We start from the raw sequence: 21,773 nt of genomic DNA on the forward strand, positions 1-21,773 counted from the left end.
CCGGCCCCGGAGCCGGTCCAGGCCACGCCCGCCCAAGCCGAGCCCGCGCATCGCGAACCGCCGCGCGACGACATCTTCGGCGCCGCCGCGCCGGCCGCGATCACCATGCCGCCGCGCCCCGCCGCGGCCAGCGCGGGCGTCGGCATCGCCGACGACATGGCCTGGCACGCGATCGTCGATGCCAGCGGCTTGCGCGGTCCCTCGCGCATCCTCGCCGAACATGCCGGCTTCGTCAGTTATGCCGACGGCGTGCTGACCTTGGCGCTGGGCCCGAACGATGAGCATCTCAAGGCGCCGGCGCTGATCAAGATGGTCGCCGACTCGCTGGCCGCGCGCCTGGGCCTCGCCCCGCAGATCCGCTTCGAGGCCGCCCAGGCCGGCGAATCGCTGCACGCGCGCAACCAGCGCGCGCGCGACCAGCGCCAGGCCGATGCCGAGGACATGTTCATGAACGACCCCGACGTGCGCCGTCTGATCGACGATTACGGCGCCAAGGTCGTGCCCGATTCGATCCGCCCCTTCGACGAGGCCTGACCCGGGCCGGCGGCTTCGGGCCGCGCCCGAACGGGTTCCGCCGCGTCCGCGCCCTTGCGTGCGGCCGGCGGCGACCCCAACCCATGACTGACATCGCACCGTGGCAGACTCGCGGCGCCACGATCCACCGACCCACAGCAAAGGCAGGACCACATGCGCGGCAATATCGCCCAACTCATGCAACAAGCGCAGAAGATGCAGGAAAACGTGCAGCGCGCTCAGGAAGAACTGGCCAAGATCGAAGTCACCGGCAGCGCCGGCGGCGGCATGGTCAGCGTGACCGTCACCGGTCGCATGGAGTGCCGCAAGGTGCGTATCGATCCCAGCGTGCTGAGCGACCAGGAAATGGTCGAGGATCTGATCGCCGCGGCCTTCAACGACGCGGTCAACAAGATCAATGCCGAGTCGCAGACCAAGATGTCGGCCGCGACCGCCGGCATGCCGATGCCGCCCGGCATGAAGCTGCCGTTCTAATCCTCCTGCGATCGGACGCTTCTCCATGGGACTTCATTTAGGCATCACCGCCAGCCTGGTCGCCGCGGCCCTGCTGGGCCTGGACCTCTACACGACCTGGGCGATCTGGCGCGAGCCGGACCTGACCGGCATGCAGAAGGGCATCCAGTCGGCGTTCGTGTGGCTGGTCCCGCTGCTGGGCGCGATCGTCTGCCTCAACGTGGTGCGGGCGATGAATCGCGAGCCGGCCGCGCGCAGCAATTTCACGACCTCCGAGTGAGCGCCGCGCCCGCCGCCGCAGCCATGGGGGTGCGCGCATGAGCAGCGCTCTGCTCGAACAGTTGATCGACGCGTTCCGGGTGTTGCCGGGCGTGGGGCAGAAGTCGGCGCAGCGCATGGCCTACCACGTGCTCGAACGCGAGCGCGCCGGCGGCCAGCGTCTGGCCGACGCGCTCAGCGAGGCGATCGAGAAGATCGGCCACTGCGCGCGCTGCCGCGATTTCAGCGAAACCGAAGTCTGTTCGACCTGCGCCAGCGCCTCGCGCGACGCGCATCTGCTGTGCGCGGTGGAATCGCCGGCCGATCGCCTGGCGATCGAGCAGGCCACCGGTTATCGCGGCCTGTATTTCATTTTGCAGGGCCGGTTGAGCCCGCTGGACGGGATCGGCCCGCGCGAACTGGGTTTGGACAAACTGGCCGATCGCCTGGCCGAGGGCGAGGTGCAGGAACTGATCGTCGCCACCAATCCCACGGTCGAGGGCGAGGCCACCGCGCATTACCTGGCGCAGCTGGCGCGCCAGCACAACGTCAGGCCGAGCCGGCTGGCGCACGGCGTGCCGCTGGGCGGCGAGCTGGAATACGTCGATCGCGGAACCTTGTCGCATGCCTTCGGCAGCCGCAGCGAGATGGGTTGAGGCCGGCCGGCGGGAATCGAGAATCGGGAATGGAGAATCGGTAGAGCGAACAGCGTTGCGGTTACGTTGTAGCGTTACGATTCCTTCTTCCCCATTTCCGGTTCCCGGCCCGCCATGACCGACACCACCATCTTCGGCAAGATCATCCGTCGCGAACTGCCGGCCGACATCGTCTACGAAGACGACGATCTGGTCGCGTTCAACGACATCGCCCCGCAAGCGCCGGTGCACGTGCTGTTCGTGCCGAAGACGCCGATCGCCACGCTCAACGATCTGCAGCCCGATCAGGCCGCGATAGTCGGCAAGCTCGCGCACGCGGCCGCGGCGTATGCGCAGCGACAAGGTTTCGCCGAGGATGGTTATCGCATCGTCATGAACTGCAATGGGCACGGTGGGCAGACGGTGTTTCAGTTGCATCTGCATTTGCTGGCCGGCGCGACGCTGGGACGGTTCGGTACGCCGCGCTGAGTGGCGCGATATTCGCCGCGCACGACGACCGCGAGCACCATCCCCTCCCCCAAGCCCGTGCTGTTCCCCCCTTTGAAAAAGGGGGCAAGGGGGGATTTAGCTTTTGCCGGCAGATCGCCGCGCCTCAATCCAAAGCAAATCCCCCAGCGCAGATGCATTCGCCTGGAGCCGATCGACGCAGGCGCCAGCCCCCTTTTTCAAAGGGGGCGAATTGACAAGCGCGCGTCCAAAACCCTAGCCCAAACCAAGAATCCAAAACGACCGAAGGCGCTTTCGCGCCTCCGATCCATCACTCATGGCGATGACTTATCGCCCGCGGCTCACCACCAGCCCCACCATGGCCACGGCGCCGGGCGTTCGATCACGTCCACCTGCTGGCGCACCGGCCACAGATAGACCACGTCGGCGTCCAGGCGCGGGAAACGGTAGTCGTATTCGCCGATGCGACGCGATTCGTAACCGGCGATGCGACCGGTGAAGGTCACCTCGCGGTTCTTCTCGAACAACGCCGGATCGTAGAAACCGGTGCGGCAGGCCAGGAAGCGGCCGCCGGTGTCGTCGGTGGCCCAGTACGGGCGCGCGGAATCGCCCAGGCGGGTCGAGATCATTTCGAAGCAGGTGCGGTTGGCCTGCGGTTCCACATTGACGATACGGCCGCCCCAGCGCACCACCGAGCCGGTGCTGTCGGTGGCGGTCGCGTCGGCCGGGGTGAGAGGCGAAAACGCCCCCTGCAGCGGTTGGGGCGCCGAGACGCAGGCGCTGAGCAGCGCTGCGCCGGCGGCTATCAAGACAAGACGGAGCTTCATCGACGTTCTCCTGTTCGGCCGGGGCGGTGCGCGCGTAGCGCCCGGACCAGTTCGTTGCGCAGTTCTCGGGCCTCGCGCCGCCCGGGTTGGCCATCAGCGTACCGCCAATCGCTGAACTGTTGGCTGAGTTGCAACAGGCTTATGCCCAAATCGGGACGCGTCTTTCCGACACGTTCAGCCCAGGCCAGCGCCGGTTCGTGCGGTTCGCGCTCCAGGCCGAGCTTGCGGTAGCGCCGGCCCAGCGCATGCCAGGCGCGCAGGACCGGGTCGCGCTGGCGCTCGCCGCGGCTGCTGAGCCAGACCATCCACGCGCCGGCGGCGCTGGCGAACAGCACGAACAGCACGATCAGCTTGCCGCTGTCCAGCTTGTCCACGCCGAACGGCTGCAACAGCCGCTCCTGGCGGCTGGCGTCGAAGCCGAGCACGAAATCGTTCCAGCCGCGACGAACCCAGTCGCTGAGATTGAACAACGGCGTCGCCGCGCCGATCCCGCCGAACAGGCCGCCCGCGCCCGGCGTGCGGTCGGCCAGGGTGTCGTAGATGCGCTCGGGCGCCACCGCCGCGGTCGGATCGACCCGCACCCAGCCGCGCCCCTGCAGCCAGACCTCGGCCCAGGCGTGCGCATCGGAACGGCGCACCAGCCAGTAGCGGCCGACCGGGTTGTAGTAGCCGCCGGCATAACCGGTGACCACCCGCGCGGGAATGCCGGCGGCGCGCATCAGCACCACGAACGAGGAACTGAAGTGCTCGCAGAAACCGGCCTTCTGGTCGAACAGGAACTCGTCCACCGAATCGCGGCCGAGCAGCGGCGTGGCCAGGGTGTAGGCGAATTCGCGATGGATCATCGTCATCGCCCGATCGACGATGGCGGCATCGTTGGCGCCGGCCTCGGCGCGCCAGCGCTGGGCCAGCGCCAGCGTGCGCGGGTTGTAGCCGCGCGGCAGGTCCAGCGCGGCGCGGCGCAGCACCGAGCGCAACTGCGGCTCGTATGCGGCCGGCGGCGAAGAACGGATGTGCCAACGGCTGAGCGCGCTCAACGGGCGCTGCGCGTAGATGCCGTGATCCAGCGACAACTGCGCGTTGGCCGGCGCGGCCAGCGGCAGGTCGAGGGCGACGAACTGGCGATCGTCGGTGGGCTCGACTTCCAACTCGTAGTCCCACACGGTCTTGGATGGCGTCGTCGCGGCCGCGGGAATGCTGCGGAACCAGCGCGGCTGGGTCCAGGTGCGGCCGTCGAAGTTCCACAGCACCGGCCCGCGCCAGTACATCTGCGAGGTCGGCGGCGCGCTCCCGTTGAAGCGCGCGCGCAGCGTCACCGTCTCGTCGTTCATCAGATCGACCATCTCGCCCGGCGACATCCGGTCCGACAGGCCGGGCCGCGACAGCGCGCGTTCGGGCACGCCCCACAACGGCGAACTCAGGCGCGGGAACAGCCAGAACACCGCCAGCGCCAGCGGCAGGCCGATGCCGATCAGGCGGCCGATCGCGAACAGGCGCTGCCAATGCGACAGCGACGGCTCGGCGGCGCGGCCGGGCGGCGGGCGCGATTCGATTTCCGCCAGACGCTGCAAAGTCGCCAGCGAGAACACTGCCGCGGCCATGCCCAGCGCCAGCGACATCGGCCCTTGATCGAGCAGGAAGGTCGCGAACGGGCCGAACAGGGCGAAGCCGATCAGGCTGCGCGCATCGCGCAGGGTGTAGGTTTCCGACGGCTTGAGCGCGAACATCGCCGCGAGCAGGGCGCAGCCGGTGTCGCGGCCGATGGCGAAGTGGGTCATCAGCAGCACCGCGCCGACCAGCCCGATCACCATCGTCAGCCGCAGCAGCGCCGGCAGCGGCTTGCGCCAGGACAACACGCCCACGCCGATGCCGACGACCGCGATGGAAATCGCGATCTGCACCGGCAACTGCAGCAGCAGCGGCAACAAACAGCTCGCGCCGGCCAGCAGCGCCCAGCGCCGCGAGCCTGGTTCCAGAGCGGTGGCGAGGTGCGGCTCAGCCATGCGGCATCAGCGCCAGGGCGCGCAGGCAGGCGTGGCGGTGGGCGGCGCCGTTGCCGGGGCCGAGCGCGGGCTGGTTCGGCAGGCTCAGGCGATAGCGGCAGCCGTCGCGTTCGGCCTCATCGACCCAGCGCGCCAGCCGCGAGATGCGCGCTTCCTGGTTGAGGCCGGTCAGGCGCTGCCATTCGAGTTCGACATCGGCGCCGAGCGGTTGCTCGTATTCGCGCACCAGCAGCATGTCGCGGCGCGCCGAATGCTTCCACGCGATCGCCCGGCGCGCGTCGCCGGGGCGATACGCGCGCAGGTGATGCACGTCGTCGCCGCTGGGATGCAGCCGCGTCACCGCCTGATCGCCGCCGCCGACCGGCAGCGGCGGGCCCTGCAGTTCCGGCATCGGGTACACCAGCAGTGGTGCTTCCGGCCACACGTGCGACCACGCCCGCGCCAGGCCCAGCGGACGGGTGGTGGACATGCGCAGCTTGGGCAAGTCCAACCAGCCGCGTTGATAAGTAGCGATGCGCAGCTCGGCTTCGCCGGCGCCCTGATCCAGATCCAGCCGGGCCGGCTCAGCGCCCAGCGCGCCGACATCGTCCACGCGCAGGCCGCGGCGAATGCGATCGGGCGCGGCGCGCGCATGCACGCGCACCAGCAGCGGCGTGCCGGCCGGGACCGGTTCGGCGTCGATGGCGACGATGCTGAGCCCGGCCAGTTGCAACTGCGCGGCGATCAGACTGGCCAACCCGGCGCCGCCGAGCAGCAGCGCCAGCAGGAAGGCCGGGTTGTTGTTGTAGTTCAGCGCGCCCATCAGCATCGCCGCGAGCAAGGCGCCGTAGAACGCGCCGAATCCGGTCGGCAGCACGTAGATGCGGCGGCGGTCGAACCGCACCGGCAACGGCTCGGGCCGGCGCGGCCGGGTCAGCGACAGCATGCGTGCGCGCATCGCCCGCGCATAGCGCGCGCGCAGCGAGGTCGCGGCCGCCTCGCCGTGGGCGTGTGGGTCCGGCCGGGCCGCCATCGCCGCGCTCAGTTCACCGCGACCGCGTAGAGGATGGATTTGGCGATGTCCGGCGCGGCATCGGCTTCGGCCACCAGACGATGCGAGGCGACCGCGGCGAACAAGGCCTGCACGTCCTCGGGCACCACGTGGGCGCGGCCCAGCAGCAGCGCGTAGGCGCGCGCGGCGCGCAACAGCGCCAGGCCGGCGCGCGGGGACAGGCCCACGCGCACGCCCGGATGCTTGCGGCTGCGCGCGAGCAGCGCCTGCACGTAGGCGATCAGCGATTCGCCGACATACACCGCATCGACCGCACGGCGCACCGCCAGCACGTCCTCGCCGCTCAGCACCGGCCGGGTCTGGGCGATCAGATTGCGGCGATCGGCGCCGGCCAGCAGATCGCGCTCGGCGGCTTCGTCCGGATACCCCAGTTGCAGGCGCAGCAGGAAGCGGTCGAGCTGCGAATCGGGCAAGGGATAGGTGCCGGACAGATCCACCGGATTCTGCGTGGCGATCACGAAGAACGGATCGGGCAGGGCATGGGTGCGGCCGTCCACGGTGACCTGATGCTCGGCCATCGCTTCCAGCAGCGCGCTCTGGGTGCGCGGCGGCGCGCGGTTGATTTCGTCCGCCAGCAGCACCTGGGTGAACACCGGGCCGGAATGGAACTCGAACTGGCGCGAGGTCGGATCGAACACCGACACGCCGACCACGTCGGCCGGCAAAAGATCGGAGGTGAATTGCACGCGCTGGAATTCCAGGCCCAAGGTCGCGGCGAGCGCGTGCGCGAGCGTGGTCTTGCCCAGGCCCGGCAGATCCTCGATCAGCAGGTGCCCGTCGGAGAACAGCGCGACGAAAGCCAGCCGCACCGCCTGCGCCTTGCCCAGCACCAGGCTGTTGACCTGGGCCTGGGCTTGTTCAAGGGCCGCGCGCAGGCCATCGGTTAGGATGCTCGCGTTGAGGTGCGCGCTGCTCGGTGCGGTCTTGTTTGCGATTATCGGGCCTGCCGTCATCTTGCCTGGATCCTGAGTCTGTAAGGTCGAGCGTGGCTCGCCGCGTTGTATCTGCGGCGATCGCGTTGCAAGGCATGCCGGCGCTGCGTGGTTGGCATGATCGCGCGCGGTTCGCGCCGAGACAGCCCGAAGCGCGGCTCGATGCCGGACTTCTGGGATGCGCGTCAACAAACCGTCGCCAGCGGTCGCGCCCGAAAGCGCGTATCGCCATGCGGCAGCGGAAGCGGACGGAGCGCGGACCTGCCGCGAACCGACGCCGCCGCGGCGGGTCGAAATCCATCCAGAGTGTAGCGAGGTCGGGTGCCGATGCGGGACAAGGACGAAGCCAGCGCGATGCGCAAGATGTTCTGGGCGTTGTGGACGCTGGTGTTGCTGCTCAAGCTCGCCGTCGCCGCGAAGCTGCCCTTGTTCGTCGATGAGGCGTTTTATTGGCAGGAAGGCCGTCATCCGGCCGCCGCCTACTCGGATCTGCCCGGGCTGACCGCCTGGTTGGCGCGGCTGGGTGTGGAGCTCGGCGGCAATCACACCCTGGCCCTGCGCGCGCCGTTTCTGTTGATCGCCGCCCTGGTGCCGTGGCTGTTGGCGCGCATCGCCGCGCGCGAATTCGGCGAGCGCAGCGGTTGGCTCGCCGGTTGCTACGGTTTGCTGCTGCCGCTGTCGGGCACGCTGGGCGTGCTCGCCTTGCCCGACGCGATGATGGCGCTGGCGACTTTGCTGTGCCTGGACGCGGGCGCTCGGCTGTTGCGCGAGGTCGATGCGCGCAGCGCGGTCGAACTCGCCGCCGGCCTCGCCCTGGGCGCGTTGAGCCATTACCGCTTCATCGCCGTGATCGGGGTCGGCTTCGTCGCGCTGATGCTGCTGCCCGAGGGCCGCCGCGCGCTGCGCGATGTGCGGGTGATCATCGCCGTCGCCATCGGCGCTTCGGCCTGGGCGCCGCTGGTGGCGTGGAACATGGACAACGCCGACGCCGGCCTGCGTTTCCAGTTGGTCGAACGGCATCCGTGGTCGTTCCATGTCGATGGCCTGTGGTTCGTCGCGATCCAGGCGCTGCTGGTCACGCCATTGCTGTTCGCCGCGCTCGCGCTCGCCGGCTGGCGCGGCGCGCGCGATCCCTCGCCGGTGACGCGCTATCTGGCGCTGCTGGGCAGCCTGGTGGTGCTGGGCTTCTTCGTGCTGGGGTTCTTCGCCGACACCGAGCGGGTCAGCTTCCACTGGCCGTTGCCGGGATTCCTGGCCCTGTTGCCGCTGCTGCCGATGGTGCTGGCGCGCTGGCCCGGCTGGGCGCGCGGCCTGACCGCGGGACTGGCCGGCGCGACCTTGCTGGCGATGCTCGGCTACTACGTCGCGGTGTCGATGCCGGAACTGCGCGCGCGCAGCGCCGGCGAGAAATGGTATCCGTCCAATTTCGCCGGCTGGGACGAACTCGCGCGCAAGGTGCGCGCACGGCAACAGGCGATGCCGGCGGGCACGCGCATCGTCGCGGACAATTTCAAGGTCGGCGCCGAGCTGGGTTTCGCCCTGGACGATCCGCGCATCGCCGTGCTCGATCATCCGATCAACCACAAGCACGGGCGCGCGCCGCAGTTGCAGTTGTGGGGCTTGCACAGCGCCGGCCGCGCCGACTGGGACGGCAAGCCGGTGTTGTTGGTGGTCGGCGTGACCGAGGTCGAATACAAGAACCTGCTGCAGCGCTATCACGACTTGTGCGCGATGGTCGGGCCGTTGCCGCCGCCGCAGACGATCAACGTCGATCACGGCCGCCAGCGCTTCGCCTTGTTCGCTTTCGACGGCAAGCCGCGCGAAGGCGCGTGCACCACGCCGGCGATGGCCTGGATCGACACGCCGGCGGCGGGCCGCAAGGTCGGACGCGAATTCCAGGTCGGCGGCTGGGCGTTCAAGGACGGCGTCGGTCTGCAGCGCGTGGAGGTGATGCTCGACGGCCGTGTCGTCGCCCAGGCCGAGTACGGCGGCGAACTGCCGGGCGTGCGCGAGTACTGGAAGCTCGCCGATGGCAGCCGTTCGGGCGACCCGCAGCATCCCAGGGTCGGTTTCACCGCCAAGGTCGCGCTGGACGCCGAGCCGGCGGGCCGGCATTGGCTGGGGCTGCGCCTGCATGGGCGCGACGGCAGCGTCGAAGATTGGGCGGAGCAGCCGATCGAGGTCGGGCGGCGCTGAGCGCTGCGCGGCGGAAGTTGCTTTCTGAGTGGGCTGCTTTTGTGGATGGAGCTGTTTTTGTGGGTGGGGCGGCTTTTGTGGGTGGGGCGGCTTTTGTGGGAGGGGCTTCAGCCCCGATGCTTTTCGATCAGCCGCTATGCCACTACAGCCTCTGATCGAAAAGCATCGGGGCTGAAGCCCTCCTACAAAAAACTTCGAGGCGCGTCGCAGCAACACTCAGGGCAACGAATACCCCGCCTCGCGCAACAACCGCGCCGTTGCGATCAGCGGCAAGCCGATCAACGCGGTCGGATCGCTCGATTCGACCGCATCGAACAAGGCGATTCCCAATCCTTCCGATTTGAAACTGCCGGCGCAGTCGTAAGGCTGCTCCGCATCGACATAGCGTTCGATCTCCGCATAGCTGAGCCGACGAAAGCGCACGACGGTGATGTCCAGCGCGATCAGCGGCGCCTGCGCATGCCGCGCCACGCACAAGCCGGTCACGAAGCGCACTTCGCGACCCGACATCGCCGCCAGTTGCGCCAGCGCGCCGTCGCGACCGCCGGGTTTGCCGATCGGCCGGCCGTCGAACTCGGCGACCTGGTCCGAGCCGATCACCCAGGCCTGCGGATGCTGGGCCGCGACCGCCGCCGCCTTGGCCACGGCCAGGCGTTGGGCCAGTGCGGCCGGAGCCTCGCCGGGCTGCGGGGTTTCGTCCGTGTCCGGCCGCGCGACATCGAACGGCAAGCCCAGCCGGGTCAGCAGTTCGCGGCGGTAGACCGAGGTGGAGGCGAGCAGGAGAGGGGCGGGCATGCGGGGGCTCAGATAAGGGAGGTGGCGGCATGAGCGCGGGCGATCCGGCCGGGGCAGGCCGCGCAGGCCCGTCGGCCGCGCGGATCGCCGGCGCGCAATCTCAGGCAGTGTCGCGACCATTAGGCCAGCGGCGCGGCCCGGGCCTGCTCGATCTTGTTCAGCTGCTGCTCGATCCGGCTGCGGGCGTCGTCGATCGAGGCGCGCACCTCGACCAGCTGGTTCAGGCTGGCGCGGCGGCCGTGGTCGCGCAGCCACAGGCGCTGGCGCAGCATCTCGCGCATGGCGTCGCCGACCGGGTCGCGGCCTTCGTCGCCGGCGACCGCTTCGATTTCGGCGCGGGCCACGCGCAGGCGGGCTTCCAGCGCGTCGGCGGCGTCCAGAACCTCGCGCATTGCCCGCTGGCGCCGCACCGGCAGGTACAACAGCACGGCCGCGGACGCCACCGCCAGCACGGCCAGAATCATGAACAGGAGGTTGGTCAAGGTGGGGCTCGACGCGGGAACAATGGCCGGAAGTCTGCACGTCCGCCCCGGCCGGCGGCAAATCCCTGCGCCGGCCGGGGCTTACGGTTTGACAGCGCCCCGCACGGTCTCTAACATTCCGCGGCTTATGTCAGCGCATGTACCACCTGGGCGGGTGCCCGAAGCTTTGGATGCCTGGCGCCTGGTGGCGGCACGGCGCGGTGTGGAAGGCCGTCTGCCGTTGTCGGCCCTGACCCGGTTGCAAGGCGTGCTGCTCGATACGCAGGGCTTCGTGGAGTATTCGCTGGATTTCGACAGCGATTCACTGAAAGTCCCCTATGTCGAGCTGAAGATCGTCACCGAACTGCCGTTGCTGTGCCAGCGCACGCTGGAACGGTTCCTGTTGCCGGTGCAGATCGTCCAGCGCCTGGGGCTGATCCGCGAGGAGGCCGACGAGGCCTCGCTGCCGGAGGGTTACGAGCCGTTGCTGATGCCCGAAGACGGCATGCTGCGGGCCGCGGAACTGGTCGAGGACGAGCTGATCCTCGCCGTGCCGGTGGTGCCGATAGCGCCGGGCAGCGAGGCGGTCGAAGCCGACTGGCCGGCCCCGCAGGCCGAGCTGGACAGCGTCAACCCGTTCGCGGGACTGTCCTCGCTGAAGAAAAAGAACTGACGCAAGTATTCGTTTCACATCGTTCCACTCCGACCTGCAGGCGAGTCAGCAAGCTCCTGCTAATCGGGCTAACGCTATCCACCTCAGGTTTCGACCGCTTTTCCGGAGCAAGATCATGGCTGTTCAGAAGTCCCGCGTTTCCCCGTCCCGCCGCGGCCAGCGCCGCGCCCACGACGCGCTGACCAGCAAGCAGCTGGCCACCGACCCGACCACCGGCGAGACCCACATCCGCCACCACGTGACCGCCGACGGTTACTACCGTGGCAAGAAGGTCATCGACACCAAGTCCTCGACGGTCGCCGACGAAGAGTAAGCCTCTTCCCGCACGCCGCGCCGCGCCCCCGACGGGTGCGCGTCGCCGCCGATCTGGGCCGGAGACGATGCGCTATCGCATCGGGCCGGCACCGATCGGACCGTCCTCCCCGGACGCGTCCGCGTGACAACAGACCTGCGGCCGCCGCGGCCCCGTTTCACCGCCAGCTCAGGCTGGCGGTCCTGTTTTCCGGTGGTCCGCGCGGGCCTGCGTCCGATCGAACGACGCCCGCCGCTCGGGTCGCCGCACGGCAACTGCGCGGAGTGGTGATGACAGATCGGATTTACGCCCGTATCGCGGGTACCGGCAGCTACCTGCCGGAAAAGGTGTTGACCAACGCCGACCTCGCCCAATTCGTCGAAACCAGCGACGAATGGATCGTCAGCCGCACCGGCATCCGCGAGCGTCATGTCGCCGCCGAAGGCGAGACCACGGTCGATCTGGGCTTCCATGCCGCCACGCGCGCGCTCGAAGCCGCCGGCGTGGACGCCTCCGAGATCGACCTGATCGTTTTCGGAACCACCACCCCGGACCTGATTTTCCCGTCCAGCGCCTGCCTGCTGCAGCACCGCCTGGGCGCCAACGGCTGCGCGGCGTTCGACGTCAACGCGGCCTGCTCGGGCTTCGTCTATGCGCTGACCGTCGCGGACAAGTTCATCCGTTCCGGCGCGTCCAAGACCGTGCTCGTGGTCGGCTCGGAAACGCTCACCCGCATGCTCGACTGGAGCGACCGCGCGACCTGCGTGTTGTTCGGCGACGGCGCCGGCGCGGTGGTGCTCAAGGCCGACAGCGAAACCGGCATCCTCAGCACCCATCTGCACGCCGACGGCGGCAAGAAAGAGCTGCTGTGGAACCCGGTCGGCGTTTCGGTCGGCTTCAAGCCGGAAGAACACAACGCCGGCGTGAAAGTGCTGATGACCGGCAACGAAGTGTTCAAGTACGCGGTCAAAGCGCTGGACTCGGTGGTCGAAGAGACCCTGGAAGCCAATGGCCTGGATCGTCACGAAATCGACTGGCTGATCCCGCACCAAGCCAATCTGCGCATCATCGAAGCCACGGCCAAGCGCCTGGACATGCCGATGGAGCGGGTGATCGTGACCGTGGACCGCCATGGCAACACCTCTTCGGGTTCGGTGCCGCTGGCGCTGGACGAAGCGGTGCGCTCGGGCAAGGTCCAGCGCGGCCAGTTGCTGCTGCTGGAAGCGTTCGGCGGCGGTTTCACCTGGGGCTCGGCGCTGCTGCGCTACTGAGTCCGGCGAGGGCGCCGCGGCGCGGCGCGCGGACGATGTCCGGATGCGAACGAACGGCGGCGAAAGCCGCCGTTTTCGTGCGCGCGCGTCGGACGTCACGCGCGTAATGCGATGCGTGCACGCAGGCGAAAACCGTCGAAAGCTTTCATTCGCATTCGTTAAATTGCGCAGGCGCCGCGCAAGTTCGCATCGGTTCGCAACGCGAACGCATCCGCGCGACGCCGATCGATTCCGCCACGACGAATCGATGCGTAAAACGGCTGAATCCACACGCTGATCCGATGGCGCCGCGACGACCGCGGACACCGCTTCGCCCATCACCGCTCACGTCACTTTGCGACGCTGCGTGACCCCGTACCGCCGGGTACAGACGATCGCCGCTTTTCGCCCGTATCATTCGCCTTCCACATCGATTCGGCAGCACGCGTGAGCGATCAGCGACTTTCTTTCGTCTTTCCGGGCCAAGGCTCGCAATCGCTGGGCATGCTGGCCGAGTTGTCGGAATTGCATCCGCAAGTCCGCGAGGCGTTCAGCGAAGCCAGCGACGGTGCCGGCGCGGACCTGTGGGCGCTGAGCCAGGGCGGCCCGGAAGAAATGCTCAATCGCACCGAATACACCCAGCCGGCGCTGCTCGCGGCCGGCGTGGCGGTGTGGCGCGTGTGGCAGGCCCAAGGCGGCGCGCAGCCGTCGGTGCTGGCCGGTCACAGCCTGGGCGAATACACCGCGCTGGTCGCGGCCGGCGCCTTGTCGCTGCGCGACGGCGCGCATCTGGTGCGCCTGCGCGGCCAGTTGATGCAGGAAGCCGCGCCGGCCGGCGTCGGCGCGATGGCCGCGGTGCTCGGCGCCGAGGACGCGCTGGTCGAGGAGGTCTGCCAGGCCGTGTCGGGCACGCAGGTGGTGGTGCCGGCCAATTACAACTCGCCGGGCCAGATCGTGATCGGCGGCCATGCCGACGCGGTCGACAAGGCGCTGATCCGCCTGGCCGAGGCCGGCGTGCGCAAGGCGGTGAAGCTCGCCGTCAGCGTGCCCTCGCATACGCCGCTGATGCGCGAAGCCGCGAATCGATTGGGCGAAGCCATGGCCGGTTTGAACTGGCACGCGCCGGCGTTGCCGGTGGTGCAGAACGTCGATGCCCAGGTCCACGACAGCCTCGAGGCGATCCGCGAGGCGCTGGTGCGCCAGCTGTATCTGCCGGTGCGCTGGACCGGTTGCGTGCAGGCGCTGTCGGCGCGCGGCGTCGAGCGCATCGCCGAATCCGGCCCCGGCAAGGTTTTGTCCGGGTTGGTCAAGCGCATCGACAAGGCCATCGAAGGCCGCGCGATCGGAACGCCGGCGGAATTCGAGGGCGCGCTCGCCGACTGGCGCTGAGCCGCGCGAGCGCGCCGCGCCGGGCTTATTTCGCCGCGATGCCGCCGTCCACCGGCAAGGTCACGCCGGTGACGCCGTAAGCCTCGTGCGAACACGGCCGCACGGTGGCGTTGGCGATTTCCTCCGGCTCGGACATGCGCTGCATCGGCGACTGGCCGGCCAGGAAAGACTTCATTTCATCGCTCGGGCGGCCCCGCGCGCGCTACTCAACGCCCTTCCCAGCCTGTACGCTTTGCTGCGGTCGCAACATCGTCCGGCCCGGCGCCCGCGCGGCGACGGCCGCGGCGCTGGGCCGACAGCCGTAACCCGACAGGATCGGGGCCCGCCCGATCTCGCGTCCGCGCGCAGTCCCAGTCCGCACCGGAGTATGTTTTGAACGGAGTGAATGCATGAGCCCCCCCCCGCTTTCGGGCGAAATCGCCTTGGTGACCGGCGCCAGCCGCGGCATCGGCGCGGCCATCGCCGACGAATTGGCCGCGCAGGGCGCGACCGTGATCGGCACCGCGACCAGCGAAGCCGGCGCCCAGGCCATCGCCGCGCGCCTGGCCGCGCACGGCGGCCACGGCCGCGTCGTCAACGTCGCCGAGGCCGCCTCGATCGAGGCGCTGATCGACGGCGTCAGCAAGGAGATCGGCGCGATCTCGATCCTGGTCAACAACGCCGGCATCACCCGCGACAACCTGTTGATGCGGATGAAGGACGACGACTGGCAGGCCATCCTCGACACCAACCTGAGCAGCGTCTACCGCACCAGCAAGGCGGTGATGCGCACGATGATGAAGGCGCGCAAGGGCCGCATCATCAATATCGCCTCGGTGGTCGGCGTGACCGGCAATGCCGGCCAGGCCAATTACGCCGCGGCCAAGGCCGGCGTGATCGCCTTCAGCAAATCGATGGCGCGCGAGATCGGCAGCCGTGGCGTCACGGTCAATGTCGTTGCGCCCGGTTTCATCGACACCGACATGACCCGCGAGCTGCCCGAGGACGCGAAGAAGGCCATGCTCGACCAGATCGCGCTGGGCCGCTTCGGCGAACCGGCCGACATCGCCCGGGCGGTGGCATTCCTGGCCAGCCCCGGGGCGGCCTACATCACCGGCGAAACACTCCACGTCAACGGCGGCATGTACATGCCCTGACGCCTTGGCGTAGGCTGGTAAGCGATTGAACCCTAAGGGGTTTCCAACAGGCCGGGGGCCGGCCTCGCGAAACCTCTCGATTCCATTAGACTATTCCATCGAAAAACCCCTCACGGGAGGAGCAACATCCATGAGCAGCATCGAAGAACGCGTCAAGAAGATCGTGGTCGAACAACTCGGCGTCAAGGAAGAAGAAGTCACCAACAACGCTTCGTTCGTCGACGACCTCGGCGCAGATTCGCTCGACACCGTCGAGCTGGTGATGGCACTCGAAGAAGAGTTCGAGTGCGAGATTCCGGATGAAGAAGCCGAGAAGATCACCTCGGTGCAGCAGGCGATCGATTACGTCAAGGCGCACGTCAAGTCGTAAGGCGCCTGAGCGAAGCCCGCACGCGCCTGAAACGCGTGCGGTCCTCGCGCAGCCACCGTTGCGCATGCATCGTGGCCGATCTATAAGCAACAACTCGGGGCCGCATTGCGGCCCCGTGCTTTTACGGCCGGTCAGTACGCCGGCGTAGCGTACGCAGACGGATTCAACAGAGGTAACGCTGCATGTCCAACCGTTCCTTCAATCGCCGCGTGGTCGTCACCGGCCTCGGCCTGATCTCCCCGCTGGGCAACGATGTCGCCAGCAGCTGGGATGGCATCGTCAACGGCCGCTCGGGCATCGGCCCGATCACTCATTTCGATCCGGCGCTGTTCACCACCCGCATCGCCGGTGAAGTACGCGACTTCGACATCACCCGCTTCGGGGTGAGCACGAAGGACGCGAAGAAGATGGAAGAGTTCATCCATTACGGCGTCGCCGCCTCGCTGATGGCGTTGCAGGATGCCGGTATCGTCGTCGACGACTCCAACGCCGAGCGCATCGGCGCGCTGATCGGCTCGGGCATCGGCGGCCTGCTCGGCATCGAAGAGCAGACCATCAAGTACCACGAAGGCGGCCCGCGCAAGATTTCGCCGTTCTACGTGCCCAGCACCATCATCAACATGCTGCCCGGCCAGGTCTCGCTGCTGACCGGCATCAAGGGCCCGAATTTCTCCGCCGTATCGGCCTGCGCCACGTCCAACCATTCCATCGGCATGGCCATGCGCATGATCCAGTACGGCGATGCCGACGTCATGGTCGCCGGCGGCGCCGAGCGCGGCTCCTCGCCGACCTCGGTCGGCGGTTTCTGTTCGATGAAGGCGATGTCCACGCGCAACGACGATCCCACCCGCGCCTCGCGGCCGTGGGACAAGGAACGCGACGGCTTCGTGCTCGGCGACGGCGCCGGCATTCTGGTGCTGGAAGAGTACGAGCGCGCCAAGGCGCGCGGCGCGCGCATCTACTGCGAGCTGGCCGGTTTCGGCGCCACCTCCGACGCGTTCCACATGACCGCGCCCAGCGAGAACGGCGAAGGCCCGGCCCGCTGCATGGTCGCCGCGCTCAAGGACGCCGGCATCAATGCCGAGGAAGTGGGTTACCTCAACGCGCACGGCACCTCCACGCCGCTCGGCGATCTGGCCGAAACGCTGGCGATCAAGCGCGCGCTGGGCGACCACGCCTACAAGACCATGGTCAGCTCGACCAAGTCGATGACCGGGCATCTGCTCGGCGCGGCCGGCGGCGCCGAGGCGATCTTCTCGGTGTTGGCGCTGCATCACAACATCATCCCGCCGACCATCAACCTGGACGAAGCGGGCGAGGGCTGCGACCTGGATTACGTGCCCAACACCGCGCGCGACGCCAAGGTCGATATCACCGTCTCCAACGGCTTCGGCTTCGGCGGCACCAACGGCACGCTGGTGTTCAAGCGGATCTGACCGCGAGCGCGCCAGACCGGGCCCGCGCCGGCTTCGGTCCGCGCGGGCCTTGTCGTTTTCGCGGCCGCGGATGTCTCGCGCGACGCGTTTCTACAACCCGCGCGGCAACGCGTAGGATGCCCGCCATGACGACCGCCGCCATGAACCAAGCCCGGGTTTTCCGCGGCGATCAACGCATCGACGCGCTGTCGCCGTTCGACCGCGGCCATGCCTACGGCGACGGCCTGTTCGAAACGATGCGCGCGCATCGCGGCCAGCTGCCGTGGTGGGACTCGCATTGGGCGCGGCTGTCGCGCGGCGCCCAGCGCCTGCGCCTGGCGCTGCCCGATCAGGACGTCGTGCGCGAGCAGGCCGCGGCGATGCTCGACGGCGCCGATGCCGTACTCAAGCTCATCCTCAGCCGCGGCGAAGGCGGGCGCGGCTATGCGCCGCCGGCGCAGGCGCGGCCGATCTGGGTCCTGTCGCGCCATCCGCTGCCGACGGCGCCGCCGGCTTCGGGGCTGACCCTGCGCTGGTGCGATCTGCGCCTGTCCGAGCAACCCGCCCTGGCCGGCCTGAAGCACTGCAACCGCCTGGAGCAGGTGCTGGCGCGCGCGGAATGGGACGATCCGGCGATCGACGAAGGCCTGCTGCGCGATCGAGCTGGCGAAGTGGTCTGCGCGACCGCGGCCAATGTGTTCGCGCTGATCGACGGACAGTGGCGCACGCCGCCGCTGGATCGCTGCGGCGTCGCCGGCGTTTGCCGCGAATTCCTGCTCGAGATCGCCCAGGCCCGGGTCGAGCGCCTGAACCCGGACGATCTGCAACGCGCCGAGGCGATTTTCCTGTGCAACGCCGTGCGCGGTATCCTGCCCGTGGCGCGGCTCGGCGAGCGGCAATGGGCGCCGCATCCGGCCCTGGCCGGGCTGCGGCGCCGGCTCGGCGCGGCCCATCCCGCCTTCGTCCCGGTCGCAGACTGAGCCGCCGCCCGCGCGGACGGCGGTCCGCGCCGGCGCGGCGGGTCCGGATCGTTTAGGAGGTTTCGTGGCAGCAAAGGAAAAAGGCCGCAAGCGTGGCTGCGGTTGTCTGATCGTGATCGTGTTGCTGCTGGCGGCGCTGGCCGCGGCCGGTGTGTGGCTGTGGCAGCGCTATGAGAGCTTCGCCAACGCGCCGATGAGCGGATTGCAGACCGGGCAGACCCTGCTGGTCGAACGCGGCGATTCGCTGCCGGTGGTGGTGCGCAAGCTGCGCGCGCTCGGCGTGAATCAAGGCGAAGGCGATCAGGCCGAGGAACTGCAATGGCGCGCGCTGGCCAAGCAGCTCGGCGCGGCCGGGCGCCTGCAGGTCGGCGAATATTCGCTGGAACCGGGCACCAGCCCGCGCGCGCTGCTGATCGCGATGCGCGACGGCAAGGTCATCAGCCATCGCTTCACCATCGTCGAAGGCTGGAACATGCGCGACCTGCGCGCCGCGCTGGCGCGCGCCACGCCGCTCAAGCGGCGCGCCGGGCAGCTCGACGATTCGGCGCTGATGAAGGAAATCGGCCGCGCCGGCCAGCATCCGGAAGGTCGCTTCCTGCCGGAGACCTATCAGTACACCGGCGGCGACAGCGACGTGGACGTGCTCAAGCGCGCCGCCGATTCGATGGACAAGGCGGTCGCCGCGGCCTGGAAGGCGCGCGACCAAGACAGCGTGCTCAAGAGCCCGGCCGAGTTGTTGATCATGGCGTCGATCGTCGAGAAGGAAACCGGCATTCCCGCCGAGCGTTCGCAGATCGCCGGCCTGTTCGAGCGCCGGCTCAAGCGGGGCATGAAGCTGGAGACCGATCCGACCGTGATCTACGGCCTCGGCCCGAGCTACGACGGCAACATCCGCAAGCGCGATCTGCAGACCGATACGCCGTACAACACCTACACCCGCGTCGGCCTGCCGCCGACGCCGATCGCGATGCCGGGCCTGGCCGCGCTCAAGGCGACCGCCAATCCGGCGCCGGGCGATGCGCTGTTCTTCGTCGCCTCCGGCGACGGCAGCGGCCGCAGCCTGTTCGCCGCGACCTACGCCCAGCATCAGGCCAACGTGCGGCTGTATCTGCAGCGCTACCGGCAGAACCAGACCCGCGGCCAACCGGAAGAGGGCAAGGCGGTGCTGGAAGAAGCGGCCGACGCGTCGCCTGCTTCTGCGCAACCCGCATCCACCCGGCCCGTGCCGGGAGCGACGCGATGAGCTTGCTCACGCAGCCGCGCCTGATCACCTTGGAAGGCGGCGAAGGCGCCGGCAAATCGACCGTGCTGGCGGCCTTGCGCGGCGCGCTCGAAGCGGCCGGCATCGAAGCGGTCTACACCCGCGAGCCCGGCGGCACGCCGCTGGCCGAGCAGATTCGCGGCCTGATGCTCGACACCCATCACGAAGCGGCCGTCGCCGAAACCGAACTGTTGCTGGCCTTCGCCGCGCGCGCCCAGCACGTGCGCGCGACGATCCTGCCGGCGCTGCAGCGCGGCGCCTGGGTGGTCAGCGATCGCTTCACCGACGCCAGCTACGCCTATCAGGGCGCCGGCCGCGGCCTGGACCTGGATTTCATCGCCGACCTGGAGCGGCGCGTGGTCGGCATCCGCCCCGCGCTGACCTTGCTGTTGGATGTTCCGGTGGAAGTCGGCCTGCAGCGCATGCGCGGCCGCGGCGCCGCCGATCGCATCGAAGGCGAGCGCAACGATTTCTTCGAACGCGTGCGCCAGGGCTATCGCGATCGCGCCGCGGCCGAGCCGCAACGTTTCGAAGTGATCGACGCGAGCCAGCCGGCCGACGCGGTCGCCGCGCAGGCCGTCGCGCGTCTGCGCGCGCTGCTCGCGGCCACGGAGGCTGCGCGATGAGCGCTGTGTTCGCGCCCTGGCAGCAACGTATCTACGATCAGGCCAAGGCTTCCATCGGTGCCGGCCGCCTCGGCCACGGCCTGCTGTTCTGCGGCCCGGCGCAGTTGGGCAAGCGCGCGGTCGCCGAGCGTCTCGCCCACGGCCTGCTGTGCCGCGAGCGCAGCGCACAGGGCGATCCCTGCGGCCGCTGCCGCAGCTGTTTGCTGCTGGCGGCCGGAACCCACCCGGACTATCAACTGGTGAGTTTCGTCCCGAACAAGGAAGGCACGCGGCTGCGCACCGAGATCGTGATCGAGCAGATCCGCAATCTGTCCGAGCGGTTGTCGCTGACGCCGCAATACGGCGGCGCCCAGATCGCGATCATCGACCCGGCCGATTCGATCAATACCGCCGCCTGCAACGCTTTGCTCAAGACCCTAGAAGAGCCGGTGCCGGGCCGTTATCTGTGGCTGGTGAGCTCGCATCCTGCGCGCCTGCCGGCGACGATCCGCAGCCGCTGCCAGCGCCTGGAGTTCCGCCTGCCGCAGGCGGAGGAGGCGCTGACATGGCTGCAAGCGCAGGGCCATGGCGACGCCGCCGTCCGCGAAGCCTTCGAGGCTGCGCGCGGGCATCCGGGCCTGGCGCACGAATGGTTGAGCGGCGACGGACTCAAGCTGCGCCGCGAAGTCGCCGCCGATCTGAGCAAGCTTGCGCGCGGCGAGACCTCGGCGCCGGAAGTCGCGCAGCGCTGGACCGGCGACGAGCATGCGGCCCTGCGTCTGCGACACGCGTCGGACATCGCGCTCGCCGAGGCCGCTTCCGGCTTGACCGACCCGGCGCGCGCGCGCAGTCTTGCGACTTGGTTCGATCGCGCCAACCGGACCCGCGACCTGTTGCGAACCACGGTACGCGCGGATCTGGCGGTAGTGGAATTGTTGATGGCCTGGCGCGCGGACGAAAGCCGCCGCGCCGGGGGAGGGAGCAGGGCATGAATGCAACGGCGGGCGCAGCGCGGCAGGGTATTTTGTCGCTGACGATCAAGGACAAGGCGGCGCTGTACAGCGCGTACATGCCGTTCCTGAAATACGGCGGCATTTTCATCGCCACTCCCAAGCGTTATTTCCTCGGCGACGAGGTCTTCCTGCTGCTGACGTTGCCCGAGTCCACCGAGCGTTTGCCGGTCGCGGGCAAGGTCGTGTGGGTGACGCCGACCGGGGCGCAGGGGCATCGCGCGGCGGGCATCGGCGTGCAGTTCGCCGAGACGGCGGAGGGCGATGCGGTCAAGGGGAAGATCGAGGCGTTGTTGGCGGGGACGTTGGGGGCGGAGCGGCCTACGCATACGATGTAGTTGGGGGGCGTTTGGGCTCTTGATCGATCCGATATGTTTGGAAAAAGCCGCGCATTGCGCGGCTTTTTCGTTTCCGCGGAATCGGGATGCTCTCTGCGGTTGCGGTTGCGGTTGCGGTTGCCTTTGTTGCTGTTGCTGAGATTTTGTTTCGGCTTCGGCTTCGGCTTCGGCTTCGGCTTCGGCTTCGGCTTCGGCTTTGCTTTTGCTGTTGTCGTTGCTGGGCGTGGCTCGTTACTCGCGAGACCAGGGACACCCGGAGGGCGGCGCACATGGACGTGCGCCGGGTGCCACCTTGGGCAGGATGCCCAATGTGGCACCTGCCTGCGTAGGCATCGCACTCGTGGCTCTTGATTCGAAACAGCTAAAGCCCTTTCTTTGGTTACTTTTGACCGAAGGAAATCCCGTGGGACTTTGTCGCTTTGGACAAAGAAAGTGACCCGC

Annotated in this window: 24 protein-coding genes and 1 pseudogene; 18 read left to right on the forward strand and 7 right to left on the reverse strand. The window is 68.7% G+C overall.

Annotated features, from left to right (window positions below; translation table 11 throughout):
* The 5 genes and pseudogenes from J7J50_RS24165 to J7J50_RS24185 form a co-directional block, all read left to right on the forward strand.
* Positions 1-534 (forward strand): annotated as a pseudogene (locus J7J50_RS24165) (DNA polymerase III subunit gamma/tau); the annotation flags it as partial.
* Between the two features lie 153 nt (positions 535-687).
* A complete protein-coding gene (locus tag J7J50_RS24170; protein WP_057942342.1) occupies positions 688-1,008 on the forward strand; it encodes a YbaB/EbfC family nucleoid-associated protein in 321 nt (106 codons plus the stop codon).
* A 25-nt stretch (positions 1,009-1,033) separates the two neighbouring features.
* Entirely contained in the window at positions 1,034-1,267 is a 234-nt protein-coding gene (locus J7J50_RS24175; protein WP_215059887.1) for a hypothetical protein, read from the forward strand.
* Positions 1,268-1,304: 37 nt separating this feature from the next.
* On the forward strand, positions 1,305-1,901 hold the full coding sequence (gene recR, locus J7J50_RS24180; RefSeq protein WP_057942344.1) for a recombination mediator RecR: 597 nt from the start codon (positions 1,305-1,307) through the stop codon (positions 1,899-1,901).
* A 114-nt stretch (positions 1,902-2,015) separates the two neighbouring features.
* Positions 2,016-2,369, forward strand: coding sequence for a histidine triad nucleotide-binding protein (locus J7J50_RS24185; RefSeq protein ID WP_215059885.1), 354 nt, complete (start codon positions 2,016-2,018; stop codon positions 2,367-2,369).
* Between the two features lie 320 nt (positions 2,370-2,689).
* Here the strand turns inward: J7J50_RS24185 and J7J50_RS24190 are convergent, their stop codons facing one another.
* The 4 genes from J7J50_RS24190 to J7J50_RS24205 are packed head-to-tail and all read right to left on the reverse strand — an operon-like array spanning position 2,690 to position 7,119.
* A complete protein-coding gene (locus tag J7J50_RS24190; protein ID WP_215059883.1) occupies positions 2,690-3,175 on the reverse strand; it encodes a Slp family lipoprotein in 486 nt (161 codons plus the stop codon).
* A complete protein-coding gene (locus tag J7J50_RS24195) occupies positions 3,172-5,178 on the reverse strand; it encodes a DUF3488 and transglutaminase-like domain-containing protein (RefSeq protein WP_215059881.1) in 2,007 nt (668 codons plus the stop codon). The genes J7J50_RS24190 and J7J50_RS24195 overlap by 4 nt, the downstream gene beginning before the upstream one ends.
* A complete protein-coding gene (locus tag J7J50_RS24200) occupies positions 5,171-6,139 on the reverse strand; it encodes a DUF58 domain-containing protein (protein ID WP_215059892.1) in 969 nt (322 codons plus the stop codon). Before J7J50_RS24200 ends, J7J50_RS24195 begins: the two co-directional genes overlap by 8 nt.
* A gap of 59 nt (positions 6,140-6,198) precedes the next feature.
* On the reverse strand, positions 6,199-7,119 hold the full coding sequence (locus J7J50_RS24205; RefSeq protein WP_343222569.1) for an AAA family ATPase: 921 nt from the start codon (positions 7,117-7,119) through the stop codon (positions 6,199-6,201).
* Between the two features lie 369 nt (positions 7,120-7,488).
* Between J7J50_RS24205 and J7J50_RS24210 the strand changes: the two genes are divergently transcribed.
* Complete coding sequence (locus J7J50_RS24210; RefSeq protein ID WP_215059877.1) at positions 7,489-9,357, forward strand: glycosyltransferase family 39 protein; 1,869 nt, start codon at positions 7,489-7,491, stop codon at positions 9,355-9,357.
* Between the two features lie 216 nt (positions 9,358-9,573).
* On the opposite strand, the gene J7J50_RS24215 is transcribed toward J7J50_RS24210, so the two are convergent.
* Together J7J50_RS24215 and J7J50_RS24220 are read right to left on the reverse strand one after the other, a co-directional pair.
* Positions 9,574-10,152, reverse strand: a complete 579-nt coding sequence (locus J7J50_RS24215) for a Maf family nucleotide pyrophosphatase (RefSeq protein ID WP_215059875.1) — start codon at positions 10,150-10,152, stop codon at positions 9,574-9,576.
* 119 nt (positions 10,153-10,271) lie between these two features.
* Complete coding sequence (locus J7J50_RS24220; RefSeq protein WP_215059873.1) at positions 10,272-10,634, reverse strand: hypothetical protein; 363 nt, start codon at positions 10,632-10,634, stop codon at positions 10,272-10,274.
* Between the two features lie 127 nt (positions 10,635-10,761).
* Here J7J50_RS24220 and J7J50_RS24225 point away from each other — a divergent pair, with 127 nt between their 5' ends.
* The 4 genes from J7J50_RS24225 (at position 10,762) to fabD (ending at position 14,217) form a co-directional block, all read left to right on the forward strand.
* Positions 10,762-11,286, forward strand: coding sequence for a YceD family protein (locus J7J50_RS24225; RefSeq protein WP_215059871.1), 525 nt, complete (start codon positions 10,762-10,764; stop codon positions 11,284-11,286).
* Between the two features lie 115 nt (positions 11,287-11,401).
* Complete coding sequence (rpmF, locus tag J7J50_RS24230; RefSeq protein ID WP_057942352.1) at positions 11,402-11,599, forward strand: 50S ribosomal protein L32; 198 nt, start codon at positions 11,402-11,404, stop codon at positions 11,597-11,599.
* 269 nt (positions 11,600-11,868) lie between these two features.
* Positions 11,869-12,849: a beta-ketoacyl-ACP synthase III gene (locus tag J7J50_RS24235; RefSeq protein ID WP_215059869.1), complete on the forward strand. Its 981-nt coding sequence runs from the start codon at positions 11,869-11,871 to the stop codon at positions 12,847-12,849.
* 426 nt (positions 12,850-13,275) lie between these two features.
* Positions 13,276-14,217, forward strand: coding sequence for an ACP S-malonyltransferase (gene fabD, locus J7J50_RS24240; RefSeq protein ID WP_215059867.1), 942 nt, complete (start codon positions 13,276-13,278; stop codon positions 14,215-14,217).
* Between the two features lie 25 nt (positions 14,218-14,242).
* Here fabD and J7J50_RS24245 read toward each other — a convergent pair whose 3' ends face one another.
* A complete protein-coding gene (locus J7J50_RS24245; RefSeq protein ID WP_215059864.1) occupies positions 14,243-14,392 on the reverse strand; it encodes an SDR family oxidoreductase in 150 nt (49 codons plus the stop codon).
* Between the two features lie 214 nt (positions 14,393-14,606).
* On the opposite strand from J7J50_RS24245, the gene fabG reads away from it, so the two are divergent.
* From fabG to J7J50_RS24285, 8 genes are all read left to right on the forward strand, one after another.
* Entirely contained in the window at positions 14,607-15,353 is a 747-nt protein-coding gene (fabG, locus tag J7J50_RS24250) for a 3-oxoacyl-ACP reductase FabG (RefSeq protein WP_215059862.1), read from the forward strand.
* Between the two features lie 130 nt (positions 15,354-15,483).
* Positions 15,484-15,723 carry an acyl carrier protein gene (acpP, locus tag J7J50_RS24255; protein ID WP_031373652.1) on the forward strand — a complete coding sequence of 80 codons (240 nt, stop codon included), beginning with the start codon at positions 15,484-15,486 and terminating at the stop codon, positions 15,721-15,723.
* Positions 15,724-15,905: 182 nt separating this feature from the next.
* Complete coding sequence (gene fabF / locus J7J50_RS24260) at positions 15,906-17,159, forward strand: beta-ketoacyl-ACP synthase II (protein WP_215059859.1); 1,254 nt, start codon at positions 15,906-15,908, stop codon at positions 17,157-17,159.
* A gap of 125 nt (positions 17,160-17,284) precedes the next feature.
* Positions 17,285-18,118, forward strand: a complete 834-nt coding sequence (pabC, locus tag J7J50_RS24265) for an aminodeoxychorismate lyase (RefSeq protein WP_251044709.1) — start codon at positions 17,285-17,287, stop codon at positions 18,116-18,118.
* A gap of 64 nt (positions 18,119-18,182) precedes the next feature.
* Complete coding sequence (gene mltG / locus J7J50_RS24270) at positions 18,183-19,361, forward strand: endolytic transglycosylase MltG (RefSeq protein WP_343222568.1); 1,179 nt, start codon at positions 18,183-18,185, stop codon at positions 19,359-19,361.
* A complete protein-coding gene (gene tmk, locus J7J50_RS24275; protein WP_215059857.1) occupies positions 19,358-20,005 on the forward strand; it encodes a dTMP kinase in 648 nt (215 codons plus the stop codon). Before mltG ends, tmk begins: the two co-directional genes overlap by 4 nt.
* The gene (locus J7J50_RS24280; RefSeq protein ID WP_215059855.1) at positions 20,002-20,976 is read left to right on the forward strand and encodes a DNA polymerase III subunit delta'; all 975 of its coding nucleotides are present in this window, start codon (positions 20,002-20,004) and stop codon (positions 20,974-20,976) included. The genes tmk and J7J50_RS24280 overlap by 4 nt, the downstream gene beginning before the upstream one ends.
* Entirely contained in the window at positions 20,973-21,332 is a 360-nt protein-coding gene (locus J7J50_RS24285) for a PilZ domain-containing protein (protein ID WP_057942360.1), read from the forward strand. Before J7J50_RS24280 ends, J7J50_RS24285 begins: the two co-directional genes overlap by 4 nt.
* Positions 21,333-21,773: the final 441 nt, after the last annotated feature.

The organism is Lysobacter sp. ISL-50 (genome assembly GCF_018612875.1).
Taxonomy (GTDB): Bacteria; Pseudomonadota; Gammaproteobacteria; order Xanthomonadales; family Xanthomonadaceae; genus Lysobacter.

Excerpts from the sequence above, each read along its gene's own strand:
- J7J50_RS24170 (WP_057942342.1), top strand. The coding sequence starts at position 688 with ATGCGCGGCAATATCGCCCAACTCATGCAACAAGCGCAGAAGATGCAG.
- J7J50_RS24175 (WP_215059887.1), top strand. The coding sequence starts at position 1,034 with ATGGGACTTCATTTAGGCATCACCGCCAGCCTGGTCGCCGCGGCCCTG.
- recR (WP_057942344.1), top strand. The coding sequence starts at position 1,305 with ATGAGCAGCGCTCTGCTCGAACAGTTGATCGACGCGTTCCGGGTGTTG.
- J7J50_RS24185 (WP_215059885.1), top strand. The coding sequence starts at position 2,016 with ATGACCGACACCACCATCTTCGGCAAGATCATCCGTCGCGAACTGCCG.
- J7J50_RS24190 (WP_215059883.1), bottom strand. The coding sequence starts at position 3,175 with ATGAAGCTCCGTCTTGTCTTGATAGCCGCCGGCGCAGCGCTGCTCAGC.
- J7J50_RS24195 (WP_215059881.1), bottom strand. The coding sequence starts at position 5,178 with ATGGCTGAGCCGCACCTCGCCACCGCTCTGGAACCAGGCTCGCGGCGC.
- J7J50_RS24210 (WP_215059877.1), top strand. The coding sequence starts at position 7,489 with ATGCGGGACAAGGACGAAGCCAGCGCGATGCGCAAGATGTTCTGGGCG.
- J7J50_RS24215 (WP_215059875.1), bottom strand. The coding sequence starts at position 10,152 with ATGCCCGCCCCTCTCCTGCTCGCCTCCACCTCGGTCTACCGCCGCGAA.
- J7J50_RS24225 (WP_215059871.1), top strand. The coding sequence starts at position 10,762 with ATGTCAGCGCATGTACCACCTGGGCGGGTGCCCGAAGCTTTGGATGCC.
- rpmF (WP_057942352.1), top strand. The coding sequence starts at position 11,402 with ATGGCTGTTCAGAAGTCCCGCGTTTCCCCGTCCCGCCGCGGCCAGCGC.
- J7J50_RS24235 (WP_215059869.1), top strand. The coding sequence starts at position 11,869 with ATGACAGATCGGATTTACGCCCGTATCGCGGGTACCGGCAGCTACCTG.
- J7J50_RS24245 (WP_215059864.1), bottom strand. The coding sequence starts at position 14,392 with ATGAAGTCTTTCCTGGCCGGCCAGTCGCCGATGCAGCGCATGTCCGAG.
- fabG (WP_215059862.1), top strand. The coding sequence starts at position 14,607 with ATGAGCCCCCCCCCGCTTTCGGGCGAAATCGCCTTGGTGACCGGCGCC.
- acpP (WP_031373652.1), top strand. The coding sequence starts at position 15,484 with ATGAGCAGCATCGAAGAACGCGTCAAGAAGATCGTGGTCGAACAACTC.
- fabF (WP_215059859.1), top strand. The coding sequence starts at position 15,906 with ATGTCCAACCGTTCCTTCAATCGCCGCGTGGTCGTCACCGGCCTCGGC.
- pabC (WP_251044709.1), top strand. The coding sequence starts at position 17,285 with ATGACGACCGCCGCCATGAACCAAGCCCGGGTTTTCCGCGGCGATCAA.
- tmk (WP_215059857.1), top strand. The coding sequence starts at position 19,358 with ATGAGCTTGCTCACGCAGCCGCGCCTGATCACCTTGGAAGGCGGCGAA.
- J7J50_RS24280 (WP_215059855.1), top strand. The coding sequence starts at position 20,002 with ATGAGCGCTGTGTTCGCGCCCTGGCAGCAACGTATCTACGATCAGGCC.
- J7J50_RS24285 (WP_057942360.1), top strand. The coding sequence starts at position 20,973 with ATGAATGCAACGGCGGGCGCAGCGCGGCAGGGTATTTTGTCGCTGACG.